This window comes from Pseudomonas sp. ANT_J28 (genome assembly GCF_008370005.1).
Taxonomy (GTDB): Bacteria; Pseudomonadota; Gammaproteobacteria; order Pseudomonadales; family Pseudomonadaceae; genus Aquipseudomonas; species Aquipseudomonas frigoris.
Window position 1 is genome coordinate 1 of record NZ_VOBM01000045.1, and the last position, 24,744, is coordinate 24,744.

The following is a 24,744-nucleotide window of genomic DNA, read 5'->3' on the forward strand; positions in this document are numbered from 1 at the left end:
GGTCTACCATTCAACACCTGTGCTGACTGACACGCCGCCTTCGCGAGCAAGCCCGCTCCCACATTGGATTTGTGGTAGTTATGAGGGATCGGTACCCAGCACCGCATTCAAGGCACTGCGCGCATCGTCAAGCTGTACGAGGGTGGCATGCCGCGCACCAAGCGCATCTCGGTTCTCGATCGCCGTCAGAATCGCCTTGTGCCGTGGCAATGCCAGTTCGTGCAGATTCGGCCGCTGGTTGGAATGCTTCAAGGCTTCGGCAATCGCCACCGACAGCATGTTGCACAGGTTGGCCAACAGGTCGTTGTGAGTCGCATCGGCGATGCGGCTGTGAAAATCCAGGTCCGGTTGCAACAGCGCTTCGGGGGTCGGTGCGGCCTCCATGCGTTGGTAGGCTTCGCCGATCGAGGCGATGTCCTCGTCGGTGGCGAACTGCGCAGCGAGCGCAGCGGCAGCGGGTTCAATGATGCTGCGCACGCTGGTCAACAGGTCGAAGAATTCATTCTGCGGGCTGCTTTGCATCAGCCAATGCAAAACGTCCGGGTCGAGCATGTGCCATTCCTTGCGCTGCTTGACCACCGTGCCCACTCGCGGACGGGAATACACCAGACCCTTGGCGACCAAAACCCGGGTGGCTTCGCGCAGGACTGGACGGCTGACCGCGTACTCCTCGCACAGCAGGGCTTCGGCGGGCAGTTTGTCACACGGCTTGAAGCGTCCGGAAACGATCTGCATGCCCAGTTCCTGGACGATGCGCGAGTGCATGCTTTTGCGGTCGGAGGGTTTGCGGTAATCCATGGGGAACGGCAAGATCCTGGGCGATGGGGTGCCGCGCATGATAACAGGCGCGGCGAGGACGGTCGCCCGAGCAAGCACTGTCCTGAAGCATACGGGGATTAAATGTGTGGGCTTGCTTGCGAAGGCGGTGTCAGTCAACAAAAATGCTGAATGCACTACCGCTTTCGCGAGCAAGCCCGCTCCCACAGGGGACTGGTGGTGTTAGTGGGAGTGACGCGGGACTTCAGAGCCACGGCAGCCGACCAGGAAGTCGAAATCGCAACCCTGATCCGCCTGCAGCACATGGTCGATGTACAGCTGACGATAACCGCCCACGATCAGTTGCTGCGGCGGTTGCAGGTCGGCCATGCGCGCCGCCAGTTCGGCGTCGGGAATGTCCAGGTGCAGACGACCATTTTCGCAGTCGAGTTCGATCCAGTCACCTTCCTTCACTGTCGCCAAAGGTCCGCCAGCGGCCGCTTCCGGGGCCACGTGCAGAACGACAGTGCCGTACGCCGTGCCGCTCATGCGCGCATCGGAAATGCGCACCATGTCGGTCACGCCCTGAGCCAGCAACTTCGCCGGCAAGCCCATGTTGCCAACTTCGGCCATACCCGGATAACCCTTCGGACCGCAATTTTTCATTACCAGAATCGAGTTGGCATCGACCTCCAGCTCCGGATCGTTGATCCGCGCCTTGTACATGTCGAAGTTCTCGAACACCACCGCACGCCCGCGATGTTGCATCAGTTCGGCGCTGGCGGCTGAAGGCTTGAGCACTGCACCCAGTGGTGCGAGGTTGCCGCGCAACACACAGATGCCGCCGTCGGCGCGGATCGGGTTGTCTAGGGTGCGGATCACTTCGTCCTGGCCGTAGATCGGTGCGTCCTTGGTGTTCTCGCCGAGGGTTTTGCCGTTGACGGTCAGTGCATTCGGATGCGGAATCAGGTTGGCTTCACCCAGACGACGCAGCACCGCTGGCAGGCCGCCTGCATAGTAAAACTCTTCCATCAGGAAACGCCCGGACGGTTGCAGGTCGACGATGGTCGGCATGCCGCGACCGATGCGGGTCCAGTCATCCAGATCCAGCTCGACACCGATGCGCCCGGCAATGGCTTTCAAATGGATCACGGCGTTGGTCGAACCACCAATGGCAGCATTCACGCGAATGGCGTTTTCGAAGGCTTCTTTGGTGAGGATTTTCGACAGCTTCAAATCTTCGCGAACCATCTCCACCGCGCGCATGCCGGACATGTGCGCCAGCACATAACGACGCGCGTCGACGGCAGGAATCGCCGCGTTGTGGGGCAGGGAAGTGCCCAGTGCTTCAGCCATGCAGGCCATGGTCGAAGCGGTGCCCATGGTGTTGCAAGTGCCGGCCGAGCGGGACATGCCACCCTCGGCCGCAAGGAAATCGTCGATGGTGATGGTGCCGGCTTTCACCTGTTCACTGAGCTGCCAGACCACGGTGCCCGAGCCGATGTCCTGGCCCTTGTGCTTGCCGTTGAGCATCGGCCCGCCGGTGACGACGATGGCCGGCACGTCGCAACTGGCCGCGCCCATCAACAACGCCGGCGTGGTTTTGTCGCAACCGGTCAGCAGCACAACACCGTCAATCGGGTTGCCGCGAATCGCTTCTTCGACGTCCATGCTTGCCAGGTTGCGAGTGAGCATGGCGGTCGGACGCAGGTTCGACTCGCCGTTGGAGAACACCGGGAATTCCACGGGAAAGCCCCCAGCCTCGATCACCCCACGTTTGACGTGCTCCGCAATCTGGCGGAAATGCGCGTTGCACGGGGTCAGTTCCGACCATGTGTTGCAGATGCCGATGATCGGCTTGCCGTGGAACTGGTGGTCGGCGATGCCCTGATTCTTCATCCAGCTGCGGTACATGAAGCCGTTCTTGTCGGCAGTGCCAAACCATTGGGCGGAGCGCAGGGTGGGTTTCTTATCAGACATAATCGGTTCTCTTATTGTATGACTATATTGTTCGAACTGAGACGTAACATAAGCGCAAATTCGGATGTTTGGAAGTGTTGTTGCATAAATAGTATTACTATATAGTCAGTTTTTACGGAGGGATGGCCCTGGCGGTTTTCCGCGAGAGGCGTCCCCCGAGGTTCTATAACAACAACAATCGGAGACCGATCTCATGAGCCAGGAACTGCGGCTTATTCGTCGCATCACGCTGAAACTGATTCCCTTCCTGATCCTGCTGTACCTGATCGCCTATGTGGATCGCTCCGCCGTAGGCTTCGCCAAATTGCACATGGGTGCCGACCTCGGCATCGGTGACGCCGCTTACGGGCTGGGCGCCGGGCTGTTTTTCATTGGCTATTTTCTGCTGGAAATCCCCAGCAACCTGATGCTCGAACGCTTTGGCGCGCGGCGCTGGTTCGCGCGGATCATGGTCACCTGGGGCGCCATCACCATCGGCATGGCCTTCGTTCAGGGACCGCACAGCTTCTACGTGATGCGCTTTCTGCTCGGCGCGGCGGAAGCCGGGTTCTTCCCGGGCGTTCTCTACTACATCACCCAGTGGTTCCCGGTGCGCCATCGCGGCAAGATCCTCGGGTTATTCATCCTTTCCCAACCCATCGCCATGTTGATCACCGGCCCGGTGTCCGGTGGTCTGCTCGGCATGGACGGCATTCTCGGCCTGCATGGCTGGCAGTGGCTGTTCATCGTCATCGGCACCCCGGCGATCCTGTTGACCTGGCCGGTGCTGCGTTGGCTGCCGGACGGTCCGAAACAGGTGAAGTGGATGGATCAGGCCGAAAAGGACTGGCTGACCGGCGAACTGAGAAAGGATCTTGAGGAATACGGCCAGACCCGCCACGGTAATCCGTTGCACGCCCTCAAGGACAAGCGTGTCTTGCTGCTGGCGCTGTTCTATCTGCCGGTGACCCTGAGCATTTACGGCCTGGGCTTGTGGCTGCCGACGCTGATCAAGCAGTTCGGTGGCACGGATCTGGTGACCGGTTTCGTGTCGTCGGTGCCCTACATCTTCGGGATCATCGGGTTGCTGATCATTCCGCGCAGTTCCGACCGCTTGAATGATCGCTACGGCCACTTGGCGGTGCTTTACGTGCTGGGTGCCATTGGCCTGTTCCTCAGTGCCTGGCTGACGGTGCCGGTGCTTCAACTGGCGGCGTTGTGCCTGGTGGCCTTCGCGCTGTTTTCCTGCACCGCGGTGTTCTGGACCTTGCCGGGCCGCTTCTTTGCCGGCGCCAGTGCGGCGGCCGGGATCGCCTTGATCAACTCGGTGGGCAACCTCGGCGGCTACATCGGTCCGTTCGTCATCGGCGCGCTCAAGGAATACACCGGCAACCTGGCTTCGGGTCTGTACTTCTTGTCCGGCGTGATGGTGTTCGGGCTGGTTTTGACCGGTGTGGTCTATCGCCTGCTGGAACGCAAGCACGTATTGCCGGCCGACCAGTTCGCTGCCAGCGCCCGTGGCGCTACCCGTACTTAATCTGCAAACAGGAGAAGGTTCATGCGTTTAGTTCAGTTCGAATTGAGTAATGGCGAGCGCCGGGTGGGTGTGGTCGAGGACGGTCTGGTGCACGAAGTGCAGGACGCGCGCACGGTTCGCGACCTGGCGTTGGCCGCGATCGAGGCCGGCGTCAATCTTGAGCAGCAGGTGAAAACCCTGGGCCTGGGCATCAGCCATGACTATGCAGAACTGCTGACCACGTTGCGTATCCTGCCACCGCTGGATCATCCGGACCCGGCGCACATGCTGGTCAGCGGTACGGGCCTGACCCATTTGGGCAGTGCGTCGGCCCGGGACAAGATGCATCAGCAAGTCGGCGACGAAGCGGCGATGACCGACACCATGCGCATCTTCAAATGGGGTGTGGAGGGCGGAAAACCGACGTCGGGGCAGGCCGGCGTACAACCGGAATGGTTCTACAAGGGCGACGGCAGCATCGTCGTGCGTCCGGGCCAACCGTTCCCGCTGCCACCGTTCGCCGAAGACGCGGGGGAGGAGCCGGAGCTCAGCGGGCTCTACGTCATCGGTCATGACGGCAAACCGTATCGCCTTGGTTTTGCCGTGGGCAACGAGTTCTCCGACCATGTGATGGAACGCAAGAACTACCTCTACCTTGCCCATTCCAAGCTGCGCAGTTGCAGTTATGGCCCGGAACTTCGGGTCGGTGAACTGCCGGAGCATCTGGCAGGCACCAGCCGCATCCTGCGTAACGGTGAAGTGCTGTGGCAGAGCGAGTTTCTCAGTGGCGAGGCCAACATGTGCCACAGCCTGGAAAACCTCGAGTACCACCATTTCAAGTACAGCCAGTTCCTGCGCCCGGGTGATGTGCACATTCACTTCTTCGGCACCGCGACCCTGTCCTTTGCCGACGGCATCCGCACCCAGCCGGGTGACGTGTTCGAGATCAGCCAGGCCGAGTTTGGCGCACCGTTGATCAACGGGATTGCACCGGTTGAAGCGGCGTTCGAGCCCGGCACCGTTGGCACCCTTTAAGGAGATAGGCATGACCCGAATTCTTGGTCACAACTACATCGGCGGCCAGCGCAGTGCGGCTGGTCAACTCAATCTACAGAGCACCGACGCCAGCACGGGCGAAGCGTTGCCGTTCGATTTCTTCCAGGCGACCCCGAAAGAAGTCAATGCCGCTGCCACGGCTGCCGCCACGGCTTATCCGACCTATCGCAGCCTGAGCGCCGAACGTCGGGCGCAATTTCTAGATGCGATAGCCAATGAACTGGACGCGCTGGGCGATGACTTTGTGGCGCTGGTCTGCCGCGAAACCGCGCTGCCGGCCGCACGCATTCAAGGCGAGCGCGGTCGCACCAGCGGCCAGATGCGTCTGTTCGCCAGGGTGCTGCGTCGCGGTGATTTCTACGGTGCGCGGATCGATCAGGCGTTGCCTGAGCGTCAACCGTTGCCGCGTCCGGACCTGCGTCAGTACCGCATCGGCCTCGGGCCGGTCGCCGTGTTTGGCGCCAGTAACTTTCCGTTGGCGTTTTCTACGGCTGGCGGCGACACCGCGTCGGCGTTGGCCGCCGGTTGCCCGGTGGTGTTCAAGGCCCACAGCGGTCACATGGCCACAGCCGAACTGGTTGCCGACGCGATCATCCGCGCCGCAGAAAAAACCGGCATGCCGGCCGGCGTGTTCAACATGATCTACGGCGGTGGAGTTGGCGAAGCGCTGGTCAAGCATCCGGCGATTCAGGCGGTTGGCTTTACCGGCTCGCTCAAGGGCGGCCGTGCGTTGTGTGACATGGCCGCCGCACGTGCGCAGCCGATTCCGGTGTTTGCCGAGATGTCGAGCATCAACCCGGTGATCGTGTTGCCGCAGGCACTGCAAGCCCGCGCCGAATCGGTCGCCCGCGACCTGACCGCTTCGGTGGTTCAGGGCTGCGGTCAGTTCTGCACCAATCCCGGTTTGGTGATTGGTATTCGTTCGCCGCAGTTCAGCGCGTTTGTGCAACAGATGGCGGGCCTGATCGGCGATCAGCCGGCGCAAACGATGCTCAATGCCGGGACCTTGAGCAGCTATGGCAAAGGCGTGCAAAAACTCCTCGCTCATCCGGGCATCGAGCACCTGGCCGGCCAGGCACAGCAGGGCAATCAGGCTCAGCCGCAACTGTTCAAGGCCGATGTCAGCCTGTTGATCAATGGCGATGAAGTGCTGCAGGAAGAAGTATTCGGCCCGACCACGGTGTTCGTCGAAGTCGCCGATCAGGCGCAACTCAGTACTGCATTGAACGGCCTGCACGGGCAGCTGACGGCGACGATCATTGGCGAGCCGACGGACTTCGAGCAGTTCGCTGAGCTGACGCCGTTGCTGGAACAGAAGGTCGGACGGATCCTGTTCAACGGCTATCCGACTGGCGTGGAAGTCTGCGATTCAATGGTCCACGGCGGTCCGTATCCGGCAACTTCCGATGCGCGCGGCACGTCGGTGGGCACCTTGGCCATCGACCGTTTTCTGCGCCCGGTGTGCTTCCAGAACTACCCCGACAGCCTGCTGCCGGATGCCTTGAAGAATGGCAATCCGCTGCGCATTCAGCGGTTGGTGGATGGCCAACCGTCCCGCGACGCGCTGTAACGTCCGAGCACAATCCCTGTGGGAGCGAGCTTGCTCCCACATTGGACTGAGGCGCAATGAGCTATCATTGCGTCTTTCCCTTTCAAAGATTGACTACCATGACCGCCCCAACCGATACCTTGCTCGCCACCCTCGAACACTGCGATATGGTGGAAATCGACGGGCTGCACGCCTTCGAATTCTCCCTCGATGAAGACGATAACCTGCACATCGAGTGCTTGGACGGTCGTGTGTCCAAGCACTGGGAGTTCACCCCAGCCGAGGTCCAGGCCGCGACCTTCGATCCAGACCTGCAAAGCTGGCTGATCACCGGCGGTTCCGGCGAGCACCGGTTGGTGTGCATGACCGCGTTCCGCGGTGATGACGACGAGGAAGAAGCGAATGAGGATGCATAAGCTCTGGCCGCTGTTGATCGCCGGCAGCGTCGGTGCGATGGGCTTTCAGGCTGCGTCGGCCGAGGATTATCAGTTGCTGGTCGGTTCCTACACAGCGGGTCAGAGCCAGGGGATCTATCGCCTGAACTTCGACGCCGCCACCGGGCAGATCGACGCCAAACCACTGCAAGTGATCAAGAGCGAAAACCCGTCCTGGCTGACCCTGTCCAAGGACCAGCGTCACCTGTTCGTGGTCAACGAAAACGGCCCGGGACAGACCGATCCGGTAGGGCGCGTCAGTAGTTATGCGATTGATCCCGAAACCCATGCGCTGAGCCTGATCAATCAGGTGCAGAGCCTGGGCAACGAGCCGACGCATTCGGGCCTCAGCGTTGAAGCCAGTCACCTGTTTGTCAGCAACTATTCGGTGGCTGAAGATCCGGGTGGCACCCTGGCAGTATTGCCGGTGGGCGCCGATGGCAAGCTCAAACCCGTGGTGCAGATGAGCAGCCATCCATCGAGCCGGGTCAATCCCGGGCGGCAGATGTCGGCCCACGTGCATTCCACGGTTTCCTCGCCGGACGGCCAGTATGTGTTCTCCAATGACCTGGGCGCCGACAAGATCTTTGCCTACCGCTTCGACCCCAAGGCCAACCCGGAACTGCCATTGACCGCGGCTACACCGGCGTCCGTCCAGTTGCCACCCGGTAGCGGGCCGCGTCATCTGCTGTTCAGTGCCGATGGCAAGCACGCGTGGCTGACCATGGAAATGAGCGCGCAGGTTGCGGTGTTCGATTACAAGGACGGCAAACTCGAGCAAACGCAGATGGTTGAGTTGGCGACGGGTCAGCCCGTTTCGGACAAGGCAGCCGCTGCACTTCACGCGTCAAGCGATGGCAAGTTCCTCTACGTCAGCAACCGTGGCACCGCCAATCAGCTGCTGGTGTTCGCCATTGATCCTGCGACCGGGCACCTCAAGGAGCTGCAGCGCCGTTCCGTAGAAGGTGATCACCCGCGCGAGTTCAGCCTTGATCCGAGTGGCAAGTTCTTGTTGATCGCCAATCAGAAAAGCAACCAGATTGTCGTCGTCGAGCGCGATTCACAGACTGGCCTGCTGGGTAAAACCGTGCAGAAACTGCCGATGGACGCCCCGAGCGACCTCAAGTTCCTGGTGCGGCAATAGGCCGCAGGCCCCGGTTGATGGGGCCTGCATCCTTCTATTAATGACGCTGATATCTGCTAATGCTACAAAAGATTTCAAGGCGCCAACCTCGAAGGTTAAGTTTGCTTCACGGCCCCACCGGGCAAGCAAGCCAACTGAATCCGAGGAACACCATCATGAACTTCAATCTCTTCTCCGTCATCGCTGCTTCTGCCATCTCGGCCACCGTTGCTCTGCCAGCCAGCGCCAACGCTGAAATCAGCGACAAAAAATCCCACGCCCAAAGCTACACCCAGAAATACCTGCAGCAGAGCGCCAACTTTTACGCGGCTCTGGATCACAAGACCCAAGCCTGAAATTTGAACCCTGCACCCTTTATGCAGGAGCGAAGTCACTTGCGCCGATCGAGCTGAAAAGCTTTGAGAAACCTGAGTGATGTCGCTCCTGCATAACGCGTTTACGACAGCATCATATTGCTATCAATGTATTCCTTGATATCACGTGGCCATAAGTTTAAATTTGACGCTGATTTTTTGACTCCTTCTCATGATAAGGATCGACAGCATGGCAATGCGTCTGGCCGTGGTTCTTCTGTTTCTCTATTCCACCCCCATTCTTTCGGCTGCCGAGCCCGTTCCAGACGAGCCGGATGCGGCCCGCGAGCGCTTGATGAGTTTTATTGAAGACTGAAATAGACTGGCTTAATGATTAACGAAGCTGATGGTTACTATGGATAACCCTGAGTGGTTATCACCGCTTTATTGATCGATTCTGTGGGCATCGAAACATGCCTGCGGAGAACATCATGGCCAGTGCAATCATCACTTCTGCCAAACACGGCGCCTACCCGGCTATCGCCCTTTATGTGGTCCTGATGCTGGTTGTCAGCCTCTCGCCTCAATCGCGCCAACCTCTTGAAGCGCCGATTCAAGTCGCTCATCCCGGCATCCAGTTTGAACACCGTTCGCAAAATGCGATGGTCGATCAGGCTGAACTCGCAGGAGTCGCCGGAGCATGAAAGGGCACAGACTTTGGGTCATCGCCTTCCTGGCGTTCATGACCAATGGATCTTCCTTGCTGGGGATCGGACAGGCCTCGGCGGGGTCGGTGGCACGGACTATCGAAGCCAATCACAACCTTGCTCGTAACATTGAAACCGCGAAAGCCCTGGGGCTGCTGGCCGGCAATCCGCCGATCAAACGCCAAGGCAGTTTTTTCGGGCCGTTCCAGGTGGATTGCTCGGCGTTAGAGATGTGTAAAGCGTTGGCCTGAGTCGGTGTTATTTCTGCATCACGCCAATAAATAGCTCCGACTCCAGAAACCGCTGCAACCAGGCCTGCAAACGGTGATAGGGCGTATGCCCGAACCACTCGCGATCCACATGGGCGAATTGCCGCACGAACGGCATCAGTGCCACATCCGCCAGGCACGGATGCTCGGCCAGCAAGTAGTCGCGCCCCCCCAGCAACTCATCGAGCCTGCGCAAAAACACCTCGCCCTCGGCGCGATAAAACGCCATTGGCTGCTCGGGGTATCGCTCGGCGTACTTGTAGCGATTCAGATGCACCTTGAACACCTGATCGTTTTCTTCGATCAACCCGGCGATGTGTTGCTGCCCGACAGGATCATCCTTGAGCAACCAATCCTGCGGATCGCTCTGCGCCAACGCCCAGTGCATGATCGCCAGGCTTTCATCGATCACCTGACCGTCGACGCTCAGCACCGGCACCGTGCCTTTGCTCGACAGCGCCAGCATTTCGGCAGGTTTGGCCTTCAGACTGACCTCGACAATATTCACCGCAACGCCACAGTAGCGCAGGGCCATGCGCGCCCGCATCGCGTAGGGGCAGCGGCGGAAGGAATACAGCGTATTCATTTCACCTCCAGCGTACTCAGGCCGTTGCCCTGACGGCGGACCTGAATCTGCACCGGAATCCGTTCATGCATTTCCTGCACGTGTGAAATCACCGCGACTTTTCGTCCCTGCGCTTGCAAGCCGTCGAGAGCATCCATGGCCAGTTGCAGGGATTCCGGATCGAGGCTGCCGAAGCCTTCGTCGATGAACAGCGATTCGATTTTCAGCGTGCTCGACGCCATCGATGCCAGGCCCAAGGCCAGAGCCAGTGACACCAGGAACGTCTCACCGCCGGACAACGAATGCACCGAACGCAGTTCATCACCCATCTCGGTGTCCATTACCAACAACCCGAGCATGCTGCCGCCACGTTTGAGGCGATAGCGCCGCACCAGTTGCCGCAACTGAACGTTGGCGTGATGCACCAACAGGTCGAGGTTGTAGGCCTGGGCGATCTTGCGGAAGGTGTCCCCCGTGGCCGAACCGATCAGTGCATTCAAACGTGCCCAGCGCTGGTATTCGGTGTAGGCATCGGCGATCTGCTGCGCGAGGGCCTGATTGGCGTTTTGCCGGCGCTGATCCTCGGCCTGTTCGGCGCGCAGTTCGGCACAACGGTGTTCGCTGGCGGTGAACAGGTTTTGCAATTCGGCAAGCGCCGTCGCCAGCTGTTCGGCGTCGAGATTGCCGTTGTGCTGTGCTTGATGATTGAGCAGGCGCTGATCGCGTTCCTGCAACAGAACCTTGGTCTGTTCGATGGCTTTTTCGCTTTGCTGCAATTGCTGACGCAGTTCGCTGACCTGCTGGTCGTCGACACTCAGCAGCGCTTCCAGGCCACCGTCATCCAGTTCCGGATGCAAGGCGCGCCAGTCGGCAATCTTGCCGCTCAGCTCGCGATCTTCGGTTTCCAGTGCCTGCGAACGTTCCTGCTGGGCGTTGAGTTCGGCGCCCAGCTGCACCAGCCGCGTACGCACGGTTTGCAGTTCCTGATTGGCCGTCGCCTCAGCATTGCGCGCCTGTTCGACGGCTTGATCCAATTGCTGCTGCCACTGCTCGGCGCTGGTGTGTTCGCCGAGCAATTGCGTGAGTTTTTGCTGGCAGGCCTGTTGCTGGTCGGCGAGGGCGGTGAACTGCTGGCGGGTCGTTTCCAACTGCTGGAGGCGAGTGAGTTGGCGGTCCTGTTCTTTCTCCAGCGTCTGCTGCCGTTGTTGCTGTTCGCCGAGTTCATCGCGTTGCTGATCTAGTTGTTCCAGGCGCTGGCTGATCTGCCGGTCCAATTTCATGAAGGTCGCGGCCGGTTCGTTGCGCAGCGCTTGCAGCGTGTCGGCCGGGAGCAGGTTGCTGAACGCCGTCAACTCCTCGTCCAGACGCTGGCGATCACTGCTCAACTCACGTTGCTGGTTGGCCAGGTATTGGGCAGCTTGCTGGCTCGCCGCTTCAGCGCTACGCAGTTGCTGTTGAAGGCGCGCGGCGTCCTGTTGCAGGGTGAGCAGGGCGGTTTGCCGTTGTTCGTCCTGAGTGATGCTCTGGTTTAGCTGACTGCTTTGCTGCGTCAGCCAGGCATCGCGTTTGAGCGCATCCTGCGTGAGCAGCTGCGCAGACAACGGATGTGCTTCAAGGCTCGGTGCCAGGCTCTGCTGCTGAGTCGCGAGGTGTTCTTGTTGTTGCAGCAACTCTTTTTGCTGCGCAATCACGCCGCCCACTTCAGCGCGCAGGTCAGTGAGCTTTTCTTTCAGCAGGTCGACGGCTTTCTGTGCGTTGGCCTGTTCGCTTTCATCATGCCGGCCAAGGCTTTGCAGCAGGGCTTCGGGCTGATGATAAGGATGGTCGGGGCTGCCACAGACCGGGCACGGCTGATCATCCTGTAACTGCTCGCGGAGTTCTTCGACGCTGGCGCTGCGGGCCAGGCGCTGGCGTTCCAGCAGTTCGCGGGTGACGGTCAGGGTCTGTTCGGCAACGACCAATTCGTTCTTGGTTTTTACACCGTCCTGGGTCAGACGTTCTCGTTCTTGCTGAGAGGTCAGCTGGCGCTGCTGAAGTTCGGACGCGCGCTTGTCCAGTTCCTGCTGACTGGCCCACAGGCGCGTCAGCTCTTCAAAGGCCCGCTGTTGCTTGCGGTTATCCTGCAACAGACTACCGAGAATCTGAATCTGCTCGGCCACCGCTTCCGGTTCGGCACCGGCCTCCTTGTACAGCACTTCAAGGCTCTGGTGCTGAGTGGACAGATCCTCGGCAGCGCGAGCGGCGCTCTGCTCCAGGGCGGCCAGTTCAGCCTGGCCCTTGTTCAGGCGATTGCCGATCAGCATCAGCTGTTGCAGGCGATCACGGTAGGCGCTCCAGGCATCGCTCAAGGGCGCCAGAGGGGTGCTTTGCTCAAGCTCCCCGGCAATCCGCTGCAAACGTTCGGCGACCTGTTTTTGTTGGTCGAGCAAGCCTTGGATCGTGTTTTGGCCCTGAGTGCAGGCCAGTTCCGCATGCTGCCTGAGGTCGGCACTGAGGCCGGCATCCTTGACCAGGCGAGCGAGGGTGCTTTGCTCTTCGAAGGCCTGACGCAGCAGCGGAGCGCTTGAGGTGTGTTGACTTTGGGCCTCGACCAACGCGGACTGCGCAGCGCTCAGGCTGTGTTCGAGTTGTGTCTGGCGCTCATTCAGTTCGGTTTGCTGTTGGGTGTGTTGCTGAATCTGCGTGGCCAGCGGTGTGAGCTGGGCAGTGAGTTCGGTCTTGCGGGCGAACTGGTGCCGTTGTGGGGCCAGTTGCTCCAGGCGAGTCAGCTTCAAACGTTCGCCGGCCAGACCTTCCCAACGCTGCTGGGCCGATTGCAACTGCTCGGTGGCGCTCTGCTGCTCGTCCTGCAACTGGCGCAAGTCTTTGAGCCAGATATGTTGCAGTTCTAGTTGCTTGAGTTGCGCTTGCTGGGTCTTGAGTAGCTGCTGAGCCTCGTTGAAGCGTTCATCGAGTTCCGCGCGTGCTGCCGGCGACAGCGGCGTCACGCCCGTGGCCTGGTCCTGCAACAGCTTGTGGGTTTCGCGAGTCTCTTTGGTTTTGTCGAACGCCCGGCGACCGAGGCGCGTATAGAGCGCGGTGTCGGTGAGTTTTTCCAGCAGTTCGCTACGTTCGTTGTCGTTAGCCTTGAGAAAAGCACTGAACTCACTCTGGGCTAGCAGCACCGCGCGGGTGAATTGCTCAAAGTTCAGGCCCAGTACGGATTCGAGCTGGGTTTTGAATTCAACTTTCTGACTGGCCAGCAGTTGATCCAGATCGATGTCGCGCAAACTCTGGCGGCTGGCTTGCAGCTTGCCGCCGGCCTTCTCACGGGCGCGATTAGCTTCCCAGCGAGCGCGGTAGCGACGGCCATCGATGCCAACGAAATCGACTTCGGCATAACCTTCACCGGTACCGCGACGCAGCAGCGTGCGCGGGTCGCCAGTGCTGATCTCGCCGTCGGCGTCTGGCGCTTTGGCAGACACCTGAGCATTGCTCAGCCGAGGCACAGCACCGAACAGCGCCAGGCACAAGGCGTCGAGCAAGGTGCTTTTACCGGCGCCCGTCGGCCCGGTGATTGCGAACAGACCGGCGCTGGCCAACGGCTCAGCGGTAAAGTCGATTTCAAAGGGACCGGCCAGTGAGGCGAGGTTTTTCAGGCGGATCGCGAGGATCTTCATGGTTGTTCGCTCTCCATCTGCACGTCTTGCAACAGCTCGGCGAAGTCCTTGAGCGTTTGCTCGTCGACCTCGCTGCCGTAGTTGTCCTGCCAGGCGCGGCTGAACAGTTCCTGAGGTGAGAGCTGGTCGAGTTCGATCAAGGTCGTGCCGTCATCGACGCCATCGCGGCTGCCGTTGCCGGCGTATTCAGCGGCGATCCGCACCAGGCGCACGGCTTTGCCTTGCAGGGCGGTTTCCACTTGAAAACGCAAGTCGGGTTGCGGCTCATCGAGGCGCACCCGAACTTCCAGCCACGGCTGGCGCTGGATATCGGCCAGCAGGTCGATGTTCGGCAAGTCGGCCAGTTGCAGCAGGATTTCCGCCAATGGAGCGGGACCGATGCGTTGCAGATTCACCGCCCGGGGGATCAGTTTGGGTTCGACGCTGACCAGGGTTTCGCCCTCGAGTTTGATGTCGAGAATCTGGTGCTGATAGCCAATCTCGGAGAACGACAACGGAATCGGCGAGCCGCTGTAGCGGATACGCTCTTCACCATTGACCTTCTGCGGCTTGTGCAAGTGACCGAGGGCGACGTAACTGATGCTCGGCCCGAACAGGCTGGCGGGCAGCGCTTCGGCGTTACCGATGATCAGGCTGCGCTCGGAGTCTTCCGACACCGAACCGCCGGCCATGTGCGCGTGGCTGATGGCGATCAGGGCCTGACCCCGCTTGCGTTTGGCATTAGCCGCTTCGATCAGCCATTCGTGAACCTGACCGATGCCGCGCAGGTAGTTGTCACCCAAATGCGCTCCGGTCACTTCGGCGGGGCGCAGGAACGGCAGCGCCAGGCACCAGGCGACGGTTTTGCCTTTGGCATCCGGCAATGGCAGCAGCAGGCGCTCGGCGTCGAGTTGACCGTCATCCAGCCACAGCACACGACCCAGCGCATGCGTGCGCAAACGCCGCATCAACGGCGCGGGCAGTTCAATGCGCGAGCCGGAATCGTGGTTGCCGGCGATCATCACAATGGTCAGCTTCGGCTGTTGTTCATGGGCGCTGACGATGAAGTCGTAGAGTCGTTCCTGGGCTTTGACCGGCGGGTTGACCGTGTCGAAGATATCGCCGGCGATCAGCAGCACATCAGGCTGGTCCAGCTTCAGCTGGCGCAACAGCCATTCGAGAAAGCAGGCGTGTTCGAAATCGCGTTCCTGGCCGTGCAGGTTTTGCCCGAGGTGCCAGTCGGAGGTGTGAAACAGACGCAAGGTGAACTCCGTAGGGAATAAGGTGATGGCCGCGAGGAAAATGATGGCGGCTAAAGGGGAGGGAGTTTACTGGCAAAAGACCGGGGATGCTGAAAGCCTTGAAAGATTGCCTGTCGATTGGGTGGTACAGCTTCAGTATGGTAAAGGGCAGTCGTACGCTGTTGCGCAGCATCAGGGAGTTTTAATGTTTAAGGAGGCGTCATGACCCAACGGTTACTTCAACTTGATCAAGTGTCGGTCAACCTGCCCGACGGGCGCGTTTTGTTCGATCACTTGAACCACACCTTCAGTACCAGAGCCACCGGCATCGTGGGCGCCAATGGCTGTGGCAAGTCCTTGCTTGGCCGGCTTCTGACGGGGGAGCAGTTGCCCACCAGCGGCATCGTCCGTCGCGAAGGGCGGGTTTATGCCGTGGCGCAGTTACTGGAACCCGAGCGCTATCCCAGCGTTGCCGCGCTGGCGGGTGTCGCCCCTATTCTGGGGGCGCTGGATCGCATTGCTCAGGGTAGCGTCGACGATGAGGATCATGTGCTGGCGGTCGACCAATGGGATTGCGCCACACGCCTTGAGGCGGAACTGCAGCAGATTGGCCTGGGTCATTTGAATGCCGACGCGCGCACCGACGCACTCAGTGGTGGCGAACGGCAACGGGTGGCGCTGCTGGGGGCGTGGTTATCCAGAGCCGACTGGCTCATTCTGGATGAGCCCAGTAATCACCTGGATACCGATCAGCAACACAAGCTCGCGCAGCAGATCGTTCGCTGGCCCAACGGCCTGGTGTTAATCAGCCACGACCGGGGTCTTCTGGAGCACGTGAACGAAATTGTCGAGCTTTCACCCTTGGGGCTGACGGTTTATGGAGGCAACTACAGTCAGTATGCGGCGGCACGCGAGCAGGAACAGCAGTCGTTCCAGTCGGCATTGCAAGGGGAGCGGGCGCAGGCCAAGCGCGAGCAACGTGAGATGGCCGTGCAGATGGAGCGTCAGCAACGACGTAATGCCCGCGGCGACCGTCAGGCCCGTGACGGCAATCAGACCAAGCTGATCACCAACGCCCAGAAAGAGTGCAGTGAAAACAGTCAGGGAAAATTGCGGCTCAATCAACAGTTGGCCCGGGAGCAGCAGCAACAACGTATCGCCGAGGCCCATGCGCGGTGTGCGCCCGACATCCAACGCATGATGCTGTCCCCGGAAAGCGTAGTGCCCAATGGCAAGCTGATTGTGCAGCTCAACGACGTCATTCTCCCGTTCGGTTACGCGGCGCCGGTCAATCTGACGCTGACGGGGCCTATGCGCATGGCAATCCTGGGCGCCAACGGCAGCGGCAAGTCGACCCTGTTGCGAGTGATCGCCGGCCAACTGCCGGTGCGCGAAGGCGAACTCATCCGCAGTTGCCATGTCGGCTGGCTGGATCAACACGCCGGATTGCAGCACCCCGAACGCACGGCGGTGCAATGGCTCTACGAGAGTAATCCAGAGTTGCCCGAAGCCGAGGCGCGAACCCGGTTGGCACAGATGGGCATTGATGCGGATCGAGCGACGCTCAAGACCTGTCAGTTGAGCGGCGGCGAACGTCTGAAAATCGCACTGGCTGCGCAGTTATATGCACAGCGGCCACCGCAATTGCTATTGCTGGACGAGCCGGACAACCATTTGGACTTGCCCAGTAAAATTGCGCTGGAGCAGATGCTCAATCAGTACCAGGGGGCATTGATCGTCGTCTCTCACGACAGCGCTTTTTTACAGGCCATTCATCTGGACGCCGAGTTCCATCTCAACCGCGAGCTGTTGGTGTCCGAAACCTGATGATGACCGGCTAGGTGTTGCCCCGCGGACAGGCGCTGGTATGCCTGCAATCTTGACCTTGGTCGGCATCATTTTGGATAGAGCGGCGGCAACCCGCTATCACCCACCGGGTCCTGAACCCGCTCGGCCATCATGCGCGACGTTTGTCGGTCGGATTCAATCGCTGCACTTCAACAAAAATCTCGGTAATCGTCCGGCGAGGCTGCCGCTTTTGCAGTTGTCGGACTTGTTCGCTCATTCGAACAAGTTCTTCGCTCGGCTGGGCCCATTGCTCCTTCGGCAGCGGCTCAGACCATTGCTGCATCACTTCTGGCATGGCCAGCGGGGCCATTTTCTGGAGGCGGCGGACTTCCCATTCGGTCAGGTGGTTGGGAATCGTCCACAGCGTCATCACGTGGTACAGGTACCAGAAGAAGCCGGACACTCGACCACGTTGACCGTCGCGGATTTGCTGATGCATACGCGCCCGGGCGTTGTGAAAGGTGTGCAGGCCTTCGTGGGGCGGGTCGTTCGGGCCTTGGAGGTCTTGCGGGTCCTGAATGGATTTGAGGTCGTGGATTTCGTATTCCATGTAGCCGCGAATCGCTTCCCAGTGGCTGATGGCAATGGGCAGGCCGAAGCAAGGGAATTCGACGCTGGTGAGGGTCTCGCCGTGCTGGAAGCCGATGCCCATGCCGTACTGGCGGTGGATGCCGTATTGGGTGGTGCCTTGGGCTTCGATGACCCAGGCCGAGAGGGATTCCCAGGGGACGAAGAGCGGTTCGGTGGCGTCTTCGGGCATGAAGCAGACTTCGCGGCGTTGGCGGTTGAAGCGGGTTGGGATGATTTGGAGGCGTTTTTTGTGGTGGTGGTGCCAGACGCCGAGGCCGATTAATAGGCTAGAAACCCCTCCTAATATGGCGTATTCGGATATGGCAAAAAAAAAGTCAACGACAAACTCCCATGTGTATGCAAGGTCATATCCGAACATGAGACCGAGGCAGCCAATCATTGGCGGGAAAATGAATGCAATCATAAAGGCACCGCTGAATGGCCCGCCTAATATGACCTGCCATGAAAACACCTGGGGCGATCCCAAGCCAAAATCCATGTACACCTCATTTAGCTCCCCGATATGAGGGCCATGCGGCGGCAGCGGTGTCGGCAACGGCAACGGCGCGAGATAGGTGATTCTCCCACTGGGAAACGGTTCGACATCGCCGGCTTTGCGGGATTGCTTAAGGTGCGGTACCGGCAGGGAGCTATCAATCTTGGTGGGCATGGTCGGCCAACTCCAGCAAATGGGTTTCAACCAGCAACATGGGCGGATGCTCGGTGACCGATTGACGGGGCAACGAAGGGAAACGCCCCTCAGCACGGGGGTTAAGGCGAATGACGTCAGTCAGCGATTCCCACACCCCCTTGGCGTTCAAGGTCTGTATGCAGACGGCCAGCTCCAGCGTTTCGGACGCCGGAGTAAATTCGGCATCAGGATCCGATGGATATTGCAGGCACAGCACCAGCCGATCGGGTCCTGTTTGAACGATGCGCAGGCTGGCCGTGATTTCATCGCTAACGACGTCCTTGCGTTCTCGCGGCGTGCCACGGCTGTGGAGAGGAATGGCAATGCGGTGGGCGCCGATCCCCAGACGATGAGCCGGTTGTCCACTCAACGGTGGCTGGAAATCACTGAGCTTGAGCCTTGGCAGCACCAAGTGAATGTCGCTGGGCTTGGCTGTTAGCAGGAAGTTTTTCAGCCACGAGTCATGTTCATTCGGGCCCAGTTGCGCGTACGGAGCGTTCAGCAAATATCCCAGATAACGCTGATATTCATCCAACGTATGGTTGCCGCGTGTCTCGGTATCCAGGCTCCACGGCGTGGTTTTCAGCCATTTATCATGGGCGCTGATGTTGTATCGGTTGTGCAGCCAGGTTCCGCCCAACTCCAAAATGGTGAACAGGGCACCGGCCAGATTGAACCGGAAGAACACCGTGGATAGACGTGTACCTGCCGCGCCCCAGGCGGCTGTTCTTGCTGCCCCTGCTGTCAGTACTTTGAAAGTAGAGCGGACGGTATGATTTAGGCCATAGGCGTTAGCGGCTGTCATACCACCAGCACCCAATGTGGCAAGCGCTGCACTATTCTGTGCCGAGCGATCTCCGGTACGCGTCGCCTGCTGCCATTTCTGTTGTTGGGAATTGAAGCTGGAAAGTGATGACACAAAACCAAAAAGGTAGGTAAAGAAACCCAAGCCAACATGCATCTTCCCCATCTGCACATGCACATTCTGCAAGACGTGGTGTTGAAGCCCCGCGACGAGTTCAGCGCTACGCGCCTTCAAGGCCGTATCAGCCAGGCTCTGTGCAGCCGTGAACCCAGCAGAGGCCGTAGATAGAACCGAGTTGATCAACGGCGCCAACTTACGCGTATCCCGCGACAGGCTGAATGTTTCCCTCGCCACCCCTACCAAATTCACCCCCTGCACCAAAAACACCAACAACCCCATACCCTCACTTCGAATCAAACTCCCATTCGGCACCGAGCCAACCCCCAGCCGAATATCCTTCAGCAAACTCCGTACCTCCAACTGCTGCGCCGGCGGAAACACCACCGTCACCCCCGCCCGAGCCGGCGTCGCGCCATACAGCCGAACCGACTGGTCGGGCAATTCCGCAATCGGGCTCAGCGCCCCCGCCAACCGGCCTTCAAGTTGCGTCAACTGCCCGCGTACCCGCACGATCTCGCCCTGCAACTTCACCGCCCGTGGCATCTTGTGCCCCGCCCGGTTTTTGTTGTGGGTGAGCTGGTTGCGTTCGCGGGTCAGGGTTTTCAGGTAATCGCGCTCCCTGAGCAGTTCCTTGAGGTTGGTTTGCAACGCCGCGTGTTCTGCTGGGCTAGCGACAGTAAAGGTCACGCCGGTGGTTTTCGCCGCATCCAGTATCCGTCCCGACAAGGCCTTGGGCAGGCGCCGGAACAGTTCGTCGAGGTCGGGGATTTTTCCTCCGGCCAGATCGAAACCTTCCAATGCCCGGCTCAGCCCCAGGTTCAGCGCCGGGCTGAGGCTGTGCTGGGCCGCATCAGCAACGGCGCGGGTGTGTTCGGGCAAATCGTCGAGGGCCGGCAGGGGCGGTTGTTCGATTTTCTTCAACTCGCCCAACCAGTGCGGCAGGTTGTTGAACACCCCCATGCCGGCGTTGAACAACGTGGCGTATTGCGCGGCCCGTTCCGGCTGCAGACGCAGGGGTAAGGTATAGAACAGTGGCCGGGTCAGTTCGGGGTATTTTTCCAGATAGCCGAGGAGGATTTCGCTCGCGTGGTCGCTGCGGCAGATGTCCTTGAGGCAGGCGTATTCGGCGGTGAAGGCCTGGTGGAGTTGCTGTTGATCCTGCGCGTCGTAATACCAGGCCGAGCGATGGAAGCGACCGGCACACACCAGCATCGTGCGGTCAGCAGTGATGCGTTCGAGTAAGCGGTTCCAGCGGCCAAGGTCGTCTCGATGCTGAAACAGCGCGCTGTCCATGGCCGGACGGTCGATGAAATCGTTGACCCCACGTTTGCCACTGAAGCTGGAGCCTTCGAGCACATCGATGATGCGTTTGTTTTGCTCTTGGCCGAGTTTTATCAAGGTATCGAGGTGACGATCGACGAAATCGTCGGGGGCGACCGTGAAATGTTGGCGCGTGTAGTAACGGCGGTCGGCATCGTCACTGGCGCGGCTATGGGCGGTGAAGTCGGGAGTGGCGCCCTGGTACTTGGCGAACTTGAACGCTTCGGCATGCGCTTCTTTGCGCGCTCGCTCCAGTTCCGGGGGCACGGGAGCGTCCGGCGACTCGACCTTGCCGCCCTTGTTCAGGTAATCCAGCAAGGCTTTGCGGGTGTGCTCCCGATCCGTTTCGGGTAACTGTTCCAGATCGGCGAACAGGGCCTTGACCGGCGGATCGTCGCTGGCGTCGGCCAGGTTGCCGATATCCGCCGGACTGAGCTGGCTCAAGGATTCGATGTAGCAAGCCAGCAGGTAATCGCGTTCGTTGTGGTCGGCATTGCTCCAGTCGTCGACCCAGCCGACCACGGTGTCTTGATACTCGGCCAGATCGCGCAGCACGCCGAGGTCGTCCTGCACCACGAGGAACAGCGTGTCGTCCTGATAAGCCGGGCGCACCCGCCCGAGAAACTCGCCAATGTGCGCCTCGCGAAAGCGCGGCGGCTGCTCCCACAAATAGGGTTCCCGTTCGTGCGCGGGGGCGTCGCTGACGTGCACCGTCGGCAATAGAACGGCGTCCGGCGGCGACTCGGTTTCCTGTTCCGCGCGGTCTTGGGCGGCTTGCGCCTGCTGGACTGGTACCGTAGCAATCTCCGCCAGCCACTGCTTGCCTTGCGCGACAGTCAGCAGATGCTCACCACCGGTTTGGCAATGCACCGGGCCGAGGTCGACAACCTGCATGAAGTGATCGCGCTCCTCACGACTCTCGGTCACTTGCGCGCATTTGGCCGCCGTCCATTGCACTTCAGCAAAGCTCACATGCAAGCTGCTGCGCCGTGAAAACACCAACGCCCGACGCTCTTCGATGGGCGTGCGCTGATCGCTGTCGACCTTGGCGCCCTTGTGCAGCAAGGCGCTGACCAGTCCGTTGAGCACGCGGTATTCGTGCAAGTGGCCGGTGACGCTGTCGATGATGTACAACCAGCCATCGCGCAGCATGCGAATGCCCAGCGGACGGGTTGTCAGGGCATACGGCAGCTTCAGTTCGGCACTCGGGTCGAGGGGCTTTTCCACCAGCCCATAGCGCAAGGGCAACAACTGCACATGGGTTTGCCGCAGCGGGCAGGCACCCAGAGAGCCGATGGGGGATTTGGATGCCGCCGCTGCGGCGAGGTTGGCGGGTGAAGTCATGGGTGGCCTCCTTGGCTGGCCCACTGCTGGGCCAGGTCAGCGGCTAGCGCCACGCGCTCGCCGGGGGATTGCAGCGACGGCGTATGCAGCAATCGGTTGATGTGCGGGTGCTGATCGAGCGATGAGCCATCCAGCGAGGCCATGACGTTCGCGTAATAAAACAATTCGGACTGGCTGCTCAAACCCAGCGTGCTGGCCTCAGCCTCCAGTTGCTCGAGCATTGGCCAGCGTTCGGCCACGGTTTCACCGCCATAACGTTCGGGAAAGTGAGCGAGCAGATGAGCGTCGAGTTCGAGCAATATGCGGCGCCGATCAGCGTGATCCAGCGCCGAATTCTGTTCAGGGCTCAGGCGATAGGGCGTCGGCAGGTCAGGATGCCGGGACGACCGGGGTTGGTGACAATGCCAATTCGCGCCGACGCTATCGGCCGTTACCACACAGGACAGTGGACCAAACAAACGCTGATCGCCGCTGCCAAACAGTGCCTGCGCCACGGCGGCATCGGCCAGTCGCAAAATCACCGGCAGGCCCTCTGGCATTTCAACCGTCAGCAATTTGCGCAAGTGCTGAGCGACGTCATGCCCAGGCGTGGTGCTGAACAACAGCACGCCCCACTCTTCATGCGCCTGTTGCAGATAGAGCTGAACAATCGGCTCGTCAGGTTGTTCGATCGCCACCAACAGCGGCGAGATATCCCGCAGCGCACTGAACGGCGCGCAGTCATACAGCGCAATAGTGCTTGCACCGGGACTGAGTTTTTTCAAGCGTTCCGGCAAATCGCTCAAGGTCGCGCCGTCGAGCAACAGGAAAGCCTGTTGCTCGCTCCATGGCAGGTCTTCAGGCAGAGAGGTCGAGAGGTTCATGCTTGGGCGGCCTCGCAAATCAGGCAGCGCGAGGCGCGGGTTGAAATCAGCGCATGGCGTTGCTGGACCGCATCGAACGTCACTTTTAGCAGGGGCAAGGCGCCCGGCATCAGGGGCTCGGCCGAGATGCCTACGGCCGGGGCGCCGCCCACTAGAATCGGCACGCTGCTGAAAATGCCTTCCGGCCCTAGCGTTAGCCAATGACCGCCAGCCTGGACTGTCAGGAGCGCTCCGCCATCGATGACAACTTGTTGCCCGGCGCTCAGGTGAATGTGCCGGGTGGCGTTGAGCAGGTGATTGGTGGTTCGGACGTGACGGTCGCCGTGAACCAACAGATGATCGTCCTGCTTGAGTTCCGTCAGGCGGTTGCCGTGGGTCAGGTGATGTTCTTCACCGCGCAGGTCGTGGCTGGCAACCCCGCCGATGACCACGGTGCGCTGGTTATCGACTTGAAGGCGTTCGTCATTGAGGACGTGCTGGACAAAGTCGCGCTGGGCACGCAGGGCAATTTCCTCGGCGCCTTTCCTGTCCTCGATGCGCAACTCGTTGTAACCGCCGCCACCGGGACTGCTCTGGCTGCGGAAAATGCTGCGGGTGTGCTCGACAGGCAAATCGAGTGGCACCGGGGTTGAGGCGTTTGGCATACAGCCGAGGACGAAGGGTCTGTCAGGATCACCCTCACTGAAACCCACCAGCACTTCCATGCCGACTCGCGGGATCAGCACGCTGCCATAGCGGTCATGGGCCCAACCAGCGGCAACTCGTAGCCAACAGCTTGAGTGTTCGTTGTGCTGACCCTCTCGGTCCCAGGGCAGTTGAACCTTTACCCGGCCGTACTCGTCGCAATAGATCTCTTCACCGGGTGGACCGGTGACGACCGCATGCTGGTTGCCGGTCATTTTGGGTTTGGGGTGTTCAAGGGCCGGTCGGAATATCACATCCCAAGGTGTGGCGACAAAGTGGTTACGGTAGCCCTGGCTGAAACCATCTTCCGAACTACTGTCGGTGATCGATTCTTCCAGCGGTTGGGGTTGCAGGCCGACATGCTCGACTTCGGTCAACAGCCACAAACCATTCCAGTCGCGACGCGGGTGTTCGGTCAGGTCAACGAAATGTCCGCTGCGCATGACGCTCTGATCGCTGCGCCCCTGGGCCTGCCGGTAATCGGCGCGATGGCGCTCCAGCGTTCGCTTGGCCAGATGCTTGCCCCTATCACGCTCAGTAAAAAGCCCTGGAAAAGCGTAGTCCTCCAGATGGGGCAGTTGCGGGCTCTTGCTCTCGCTATCCAGTTGCAGACGCGGTTTTTCGAAGTCGTAATCCCGGCGGCTGACGTGGGTGGTGCGGGTTTCCAGGCTTATCTGGAAGCGATCAATCACCGAGGTTTCGGCGACCATGCCGCTGCCCTGGGCATACGCCGTCGGGCTCTTGAGTTTCGGGAATACCGTCTGATCATCGCCGAACACCAACACATGCCCTGAGGCACTGTGCTGAAAATGAAAGTGCAGACCTTCTTCCTCGCACAGCCGTTGAATGAAGTGCAGGTCTGACTCGGTGTATTGCACGCAGTAGAGTCGTGGCCGGTACTCTGCATTGAGTTGGAAACGCCAGGTATCCGCTTGGATTCCGTGGTCGGCCAGTACTTTGCCGATGATCTGCGGCACGCTCAGGTGCTGAAAAATACGTTGGTTGTGGCGATGCGCGAGATAGGCGAGGCGGGGTGCCAGGGTGATTTGATAGTGGGTCAGGCGTTTGCCCGAGTCACCTTGGGCGACTCGATAGACATGACCATGAAAGCCGGAATTGTCAGGGCCGAACGTCAGAAATGCCGGGCGATGCAGCAGCGACTCGAGATCCAGATCGGGGCGCTCGCTGACCAGTTCGAGCTTGACCTCATAGGGCCGGTTCAGCGCTTCCTTGGCCCGAAACTCGAGCACCTGAAGGTCGTAGGAAAACCCTGCAATGTCGAGTGTGAAAACAACTTCGTTCGCCGTAGAGAACATCCGCGCATCCCTGTGTTTTTAAGGCACAGGACTTTGCGTGAATCAACGAGTTGGCG

At 60.1% G+C, this 24,744-nt stretch carries 19 protein-coding genes; 10 read left to right on the top strand and 9 right to left on the bottom strand.

Annotated features, from left to right (window positions below; genetic code table 11):
- Positions 1–78 precede the first annotated feature (78 nt).
- Positions 79–798: a FadR/GntR family transcriptional regulator gene (locus FQ187_RS24765; RefSeq protein WP_178122760.1), complete on the bottom strand. Its 720-nt coding sequence runs from the start codon at positions 796–798 to the stop codon at positions 79–81.
- A gap of 201 nt (positions 799–999) precedes the next feature.
- A complete protein-coding gene (locus FQ187_RS24775; RefSeq protein ID WP_149631489.1) occupies positions 1,000–2,736 on the bottom strand; it encodes an IlvD/Edd family dehydratase in 1,737 nt (578 codons plus the stop codon).
- Positions 2,737–2,929: 193 nt separating this feature from the next.
- On the opposite strand from FQ187_RS24775, the gene FQ187_RS24780 reads away from it, so the two are divergent.
- The 9 genes from FQ187_RS24780 to FQ187_RS24815 all read left to right on the top strand — a co-directional run bounded on the left by FQ187_RS24780 (position 2,930) and on the right by FQ187_RS24815 (position 9,665).
- Complete coding sequence (locus tag FQ187_RS24780) at positions 2,930–4,252, top strand: MFS transporter (protein WP_149631490.1); 1,323 nt, start codon at positions 2,930–2,932, stop codon at positions 4,250–4,252.
- Between the two features lie 21 nt (positions 4,253–4,273).
- The gene (gene araD1, locus FQ187_RS24785; protein ID WP_149631491.1) at positions 4,274–5,266 is read left to right on the top strand and encodes an AraD1 family protein; all 993 of its coding nucleotides are present in this window, start codon (positions 4,274–4,276) and stop codon (positions 5,264–5,266) included.
- A 10-nt stretch (positions 5,267–5,276) separates the two neighbouring features.
- Positions 5,277–6,857 carry an aldehyde dehydrogenase (NADP(+)) gene (locus FQ187_RS24790; RefSeq protein WP_149631492.1) on the top strand — a complete coding sequence of 527 codons (1,581 nt, stop codon included), beginning with the start codon at positions 5,277–5,279 and terminating at the stop codon, positions 6,855–6,857.
- A gap of 98 nt (positions 6,858–6,955) precedes the next feature.
- A complete protein-coding gene (locus FQ187_RS24795) occupies positions 6,956–7,252 on the top strand; it encodes a DUF5629 family protein (protein ID WP_149631493.1) in 297 nt (98 codons plus the stop codon).
- Positions 7,245–8,414 carry a lactonase family protein gene (locus FQ187_RS24800; protein ID WP_149631524.1) on the top strand — a complete coding sequence of 390 codons (1,170 nt, stop codon included), beginning with the start codon at positions 7,245–7,247 and terminating at the stop codon, positions 8,412–8,414. Before FQ187_RS24795 ends, FQ187_RS24800 begins: the two co-directional genes overlap by 8 nt.
- Before the next feature lie 155 nt (positions 8,415–8,569).
- On the top strand, positions 8,570–8,749 hold the full coding sequence (locus FQ187_RS24805) for a hypothetical protein (protein WP_149631494.1): 180 nt from the start codon (positions 8,570–8,572) through the stop codon (positions 8,747–8,749).
- A 208-nt stretch (positions 8,750–8,957) separates the two neighbouring features.
- Positions 8,958–9,083, top strand: coding sequence for a hypothetical protein (locus tag FQ187_RS30550; RefSeq protein WP_256667424.1), 126 nt, complete (start codon positions 8,958–8,960; stop codon positions 9,081–9,083).
- Between the two features lie 115 nt (positions 9,084–9,198).
- Positions 9,199–9,411 (top strand): hypothetical protein, encoded by a 213-nt coding sequence (locus FQ187_RS24810; protein WP_149631495.1) that lies wholly within the window; start codon positions 9,199–9,201, stop codon positions 9,409–9,411.
- Positions 9,408–9,665, top strand: a complete 258-nt coding sequence (locus FQ187_RS24815) for a hypothetical protein (protein WP_149631496.1) — start codon at positions 9,408–9,410, stop codon at positions 9,663–9,665. Before FQ187_RS24810 ends, FQ187_RS24815 begins: the two co-directional genes overlap by 4 nt.
- A gap of 7 nt (positions 9,666–9,672) precedes the next feature.
- On the opposite strand, the gene FQ187_RS24820 is transcribed toward FQ187_RS24815, so the two are convergent.
- Genes FQ187_RS24820 through FQ187_RS24830 form a run of 3 tightly spaced genes read right to left on the bottom strand, consistent with a single transcriptional unit; the run spans position 9,673 to position 15,148 of the window.
- The gene (locus FQ187_RS24820) at positions 9,673–10,269 is read right to left on the bottom strand and encodes a glutathione S-transferase (RefSeq protein ID WP_149631497.1); all 597 of its coding nucleotides are present in this window, start codon (positions 10,267–10,269) and stop codon (positions 9,673–9,675) included.
- A complete protein-coding gene (locus FQ187_RS24825) occupies positions 10,266–13,907 on the bottom strand; it encodes an AAA family ATPase (protein WP_149631498.1) in 3,642 nt (1,213 codons plus the stop codon). The genes FQ187_RS24820 and FQ187_RS24825 overlap by 4 nt, the downstream gene beginning before the upstream one ends.
- On the bottom strand, positions 13,904–15,148 hold the full coding sequence (locus FQ187_RS24830; RefSeq protein WP_149631499.1) for an exonuclease SbcCD subunit D C-terminal domain-containing protein: 1,245 nt from the start codon (positions 15,146–15,148) through the stop codon (positions 13,904–13,906). The genes FQ187_RS24825 and FQ187_RS24830 overlap by 4 nt, the downstream gene beginning before the upstream one ends.
- A gap of 201 nt (positions 15,149–15,349) precedes the next feature.
- On the opposite strand from FQ187_RS24830, the gene FQ187_RS24835 reads away from it, so the two are divergent.
- The gene (locus tag FQ187_RS24835; protein WP_149631500.1) at positions 15,350–16,954 is read left to right on the top strand and encodes an ABC-F family ATP-binding cassette domain-containing protein; all 1,605 of its coding nucleotides are present in this window, start codon (positions 15,350–15,352) and stop codon (positions 16,952–16,954) included.
- Between the two features lie 130 nt (positions 16,955–17,084).
- On the opposite strand, the gene FQ187_RS24840 is transcribed toward FQ187_RS24835, so the two are convergent.
- From FQ187_RS24840 to FQ187_RS24855, 4 genes are read right to left on the bottom strand one after another with little or no spacing between them, the layout of a single operon-like run.
- A complete protein-coding gene (locus FQ187_RS24840; RefSeq protein WP_149631501.1) occupies positions 17,085–18,215 on the bottom strand; it encodes a SoxR reducing system RseC family protein in 1,131 nt (376 codons plus the stop codon).
- Positions 18,199–21,825 (bottom strand): toxin VasX, encoded by a 3,627-nt coding sequence (locus FQ187_RS24845; protein WP_149631502.1) that lies wholly within the window; start codon positions 21,823–21,825, stop codon positions 18,199–18,201. The genes FQ187_RS24840 and FQ187_RS24845 overlap by 17 nt, the downstream gene beginning before the upstream one ends.
- The gene (locus FQ187_RS24850; protein ID WP_149631503.1) at positions 21,822–22,688 is read right to left on the bottom strand and encodes a DUF4123 domain-containing protein; all 867 of its coding nucleotides are present in this window, start codon (positions 22,686–22,688) and stop codon (positions 21,822–21,824) included. Before FQ187_RS24850 ends, FQ187_RS24845 begins: the two co-directional genes overlap by 4 nt.
- Positions 22,685–24,688 carry a type VI secretion system tip protein VgrG gene (locus tag FQ187_RS24855; protein ID WP_149631504.1) on the bottom strand — a complete coding sequence of 668 codons (2,004 nt, stop codon included), beginning with the start codon at positions 24,686–24,688 and terminating at the stop codon, positions 22,685–22,687. Before FQ187_RS24855 ends, FQ187_RS24850 begins: the two co-directional genes overlap by 4 nt.
- Positions 24,689–24,744 lie beyond the last annotated feature (56 nt).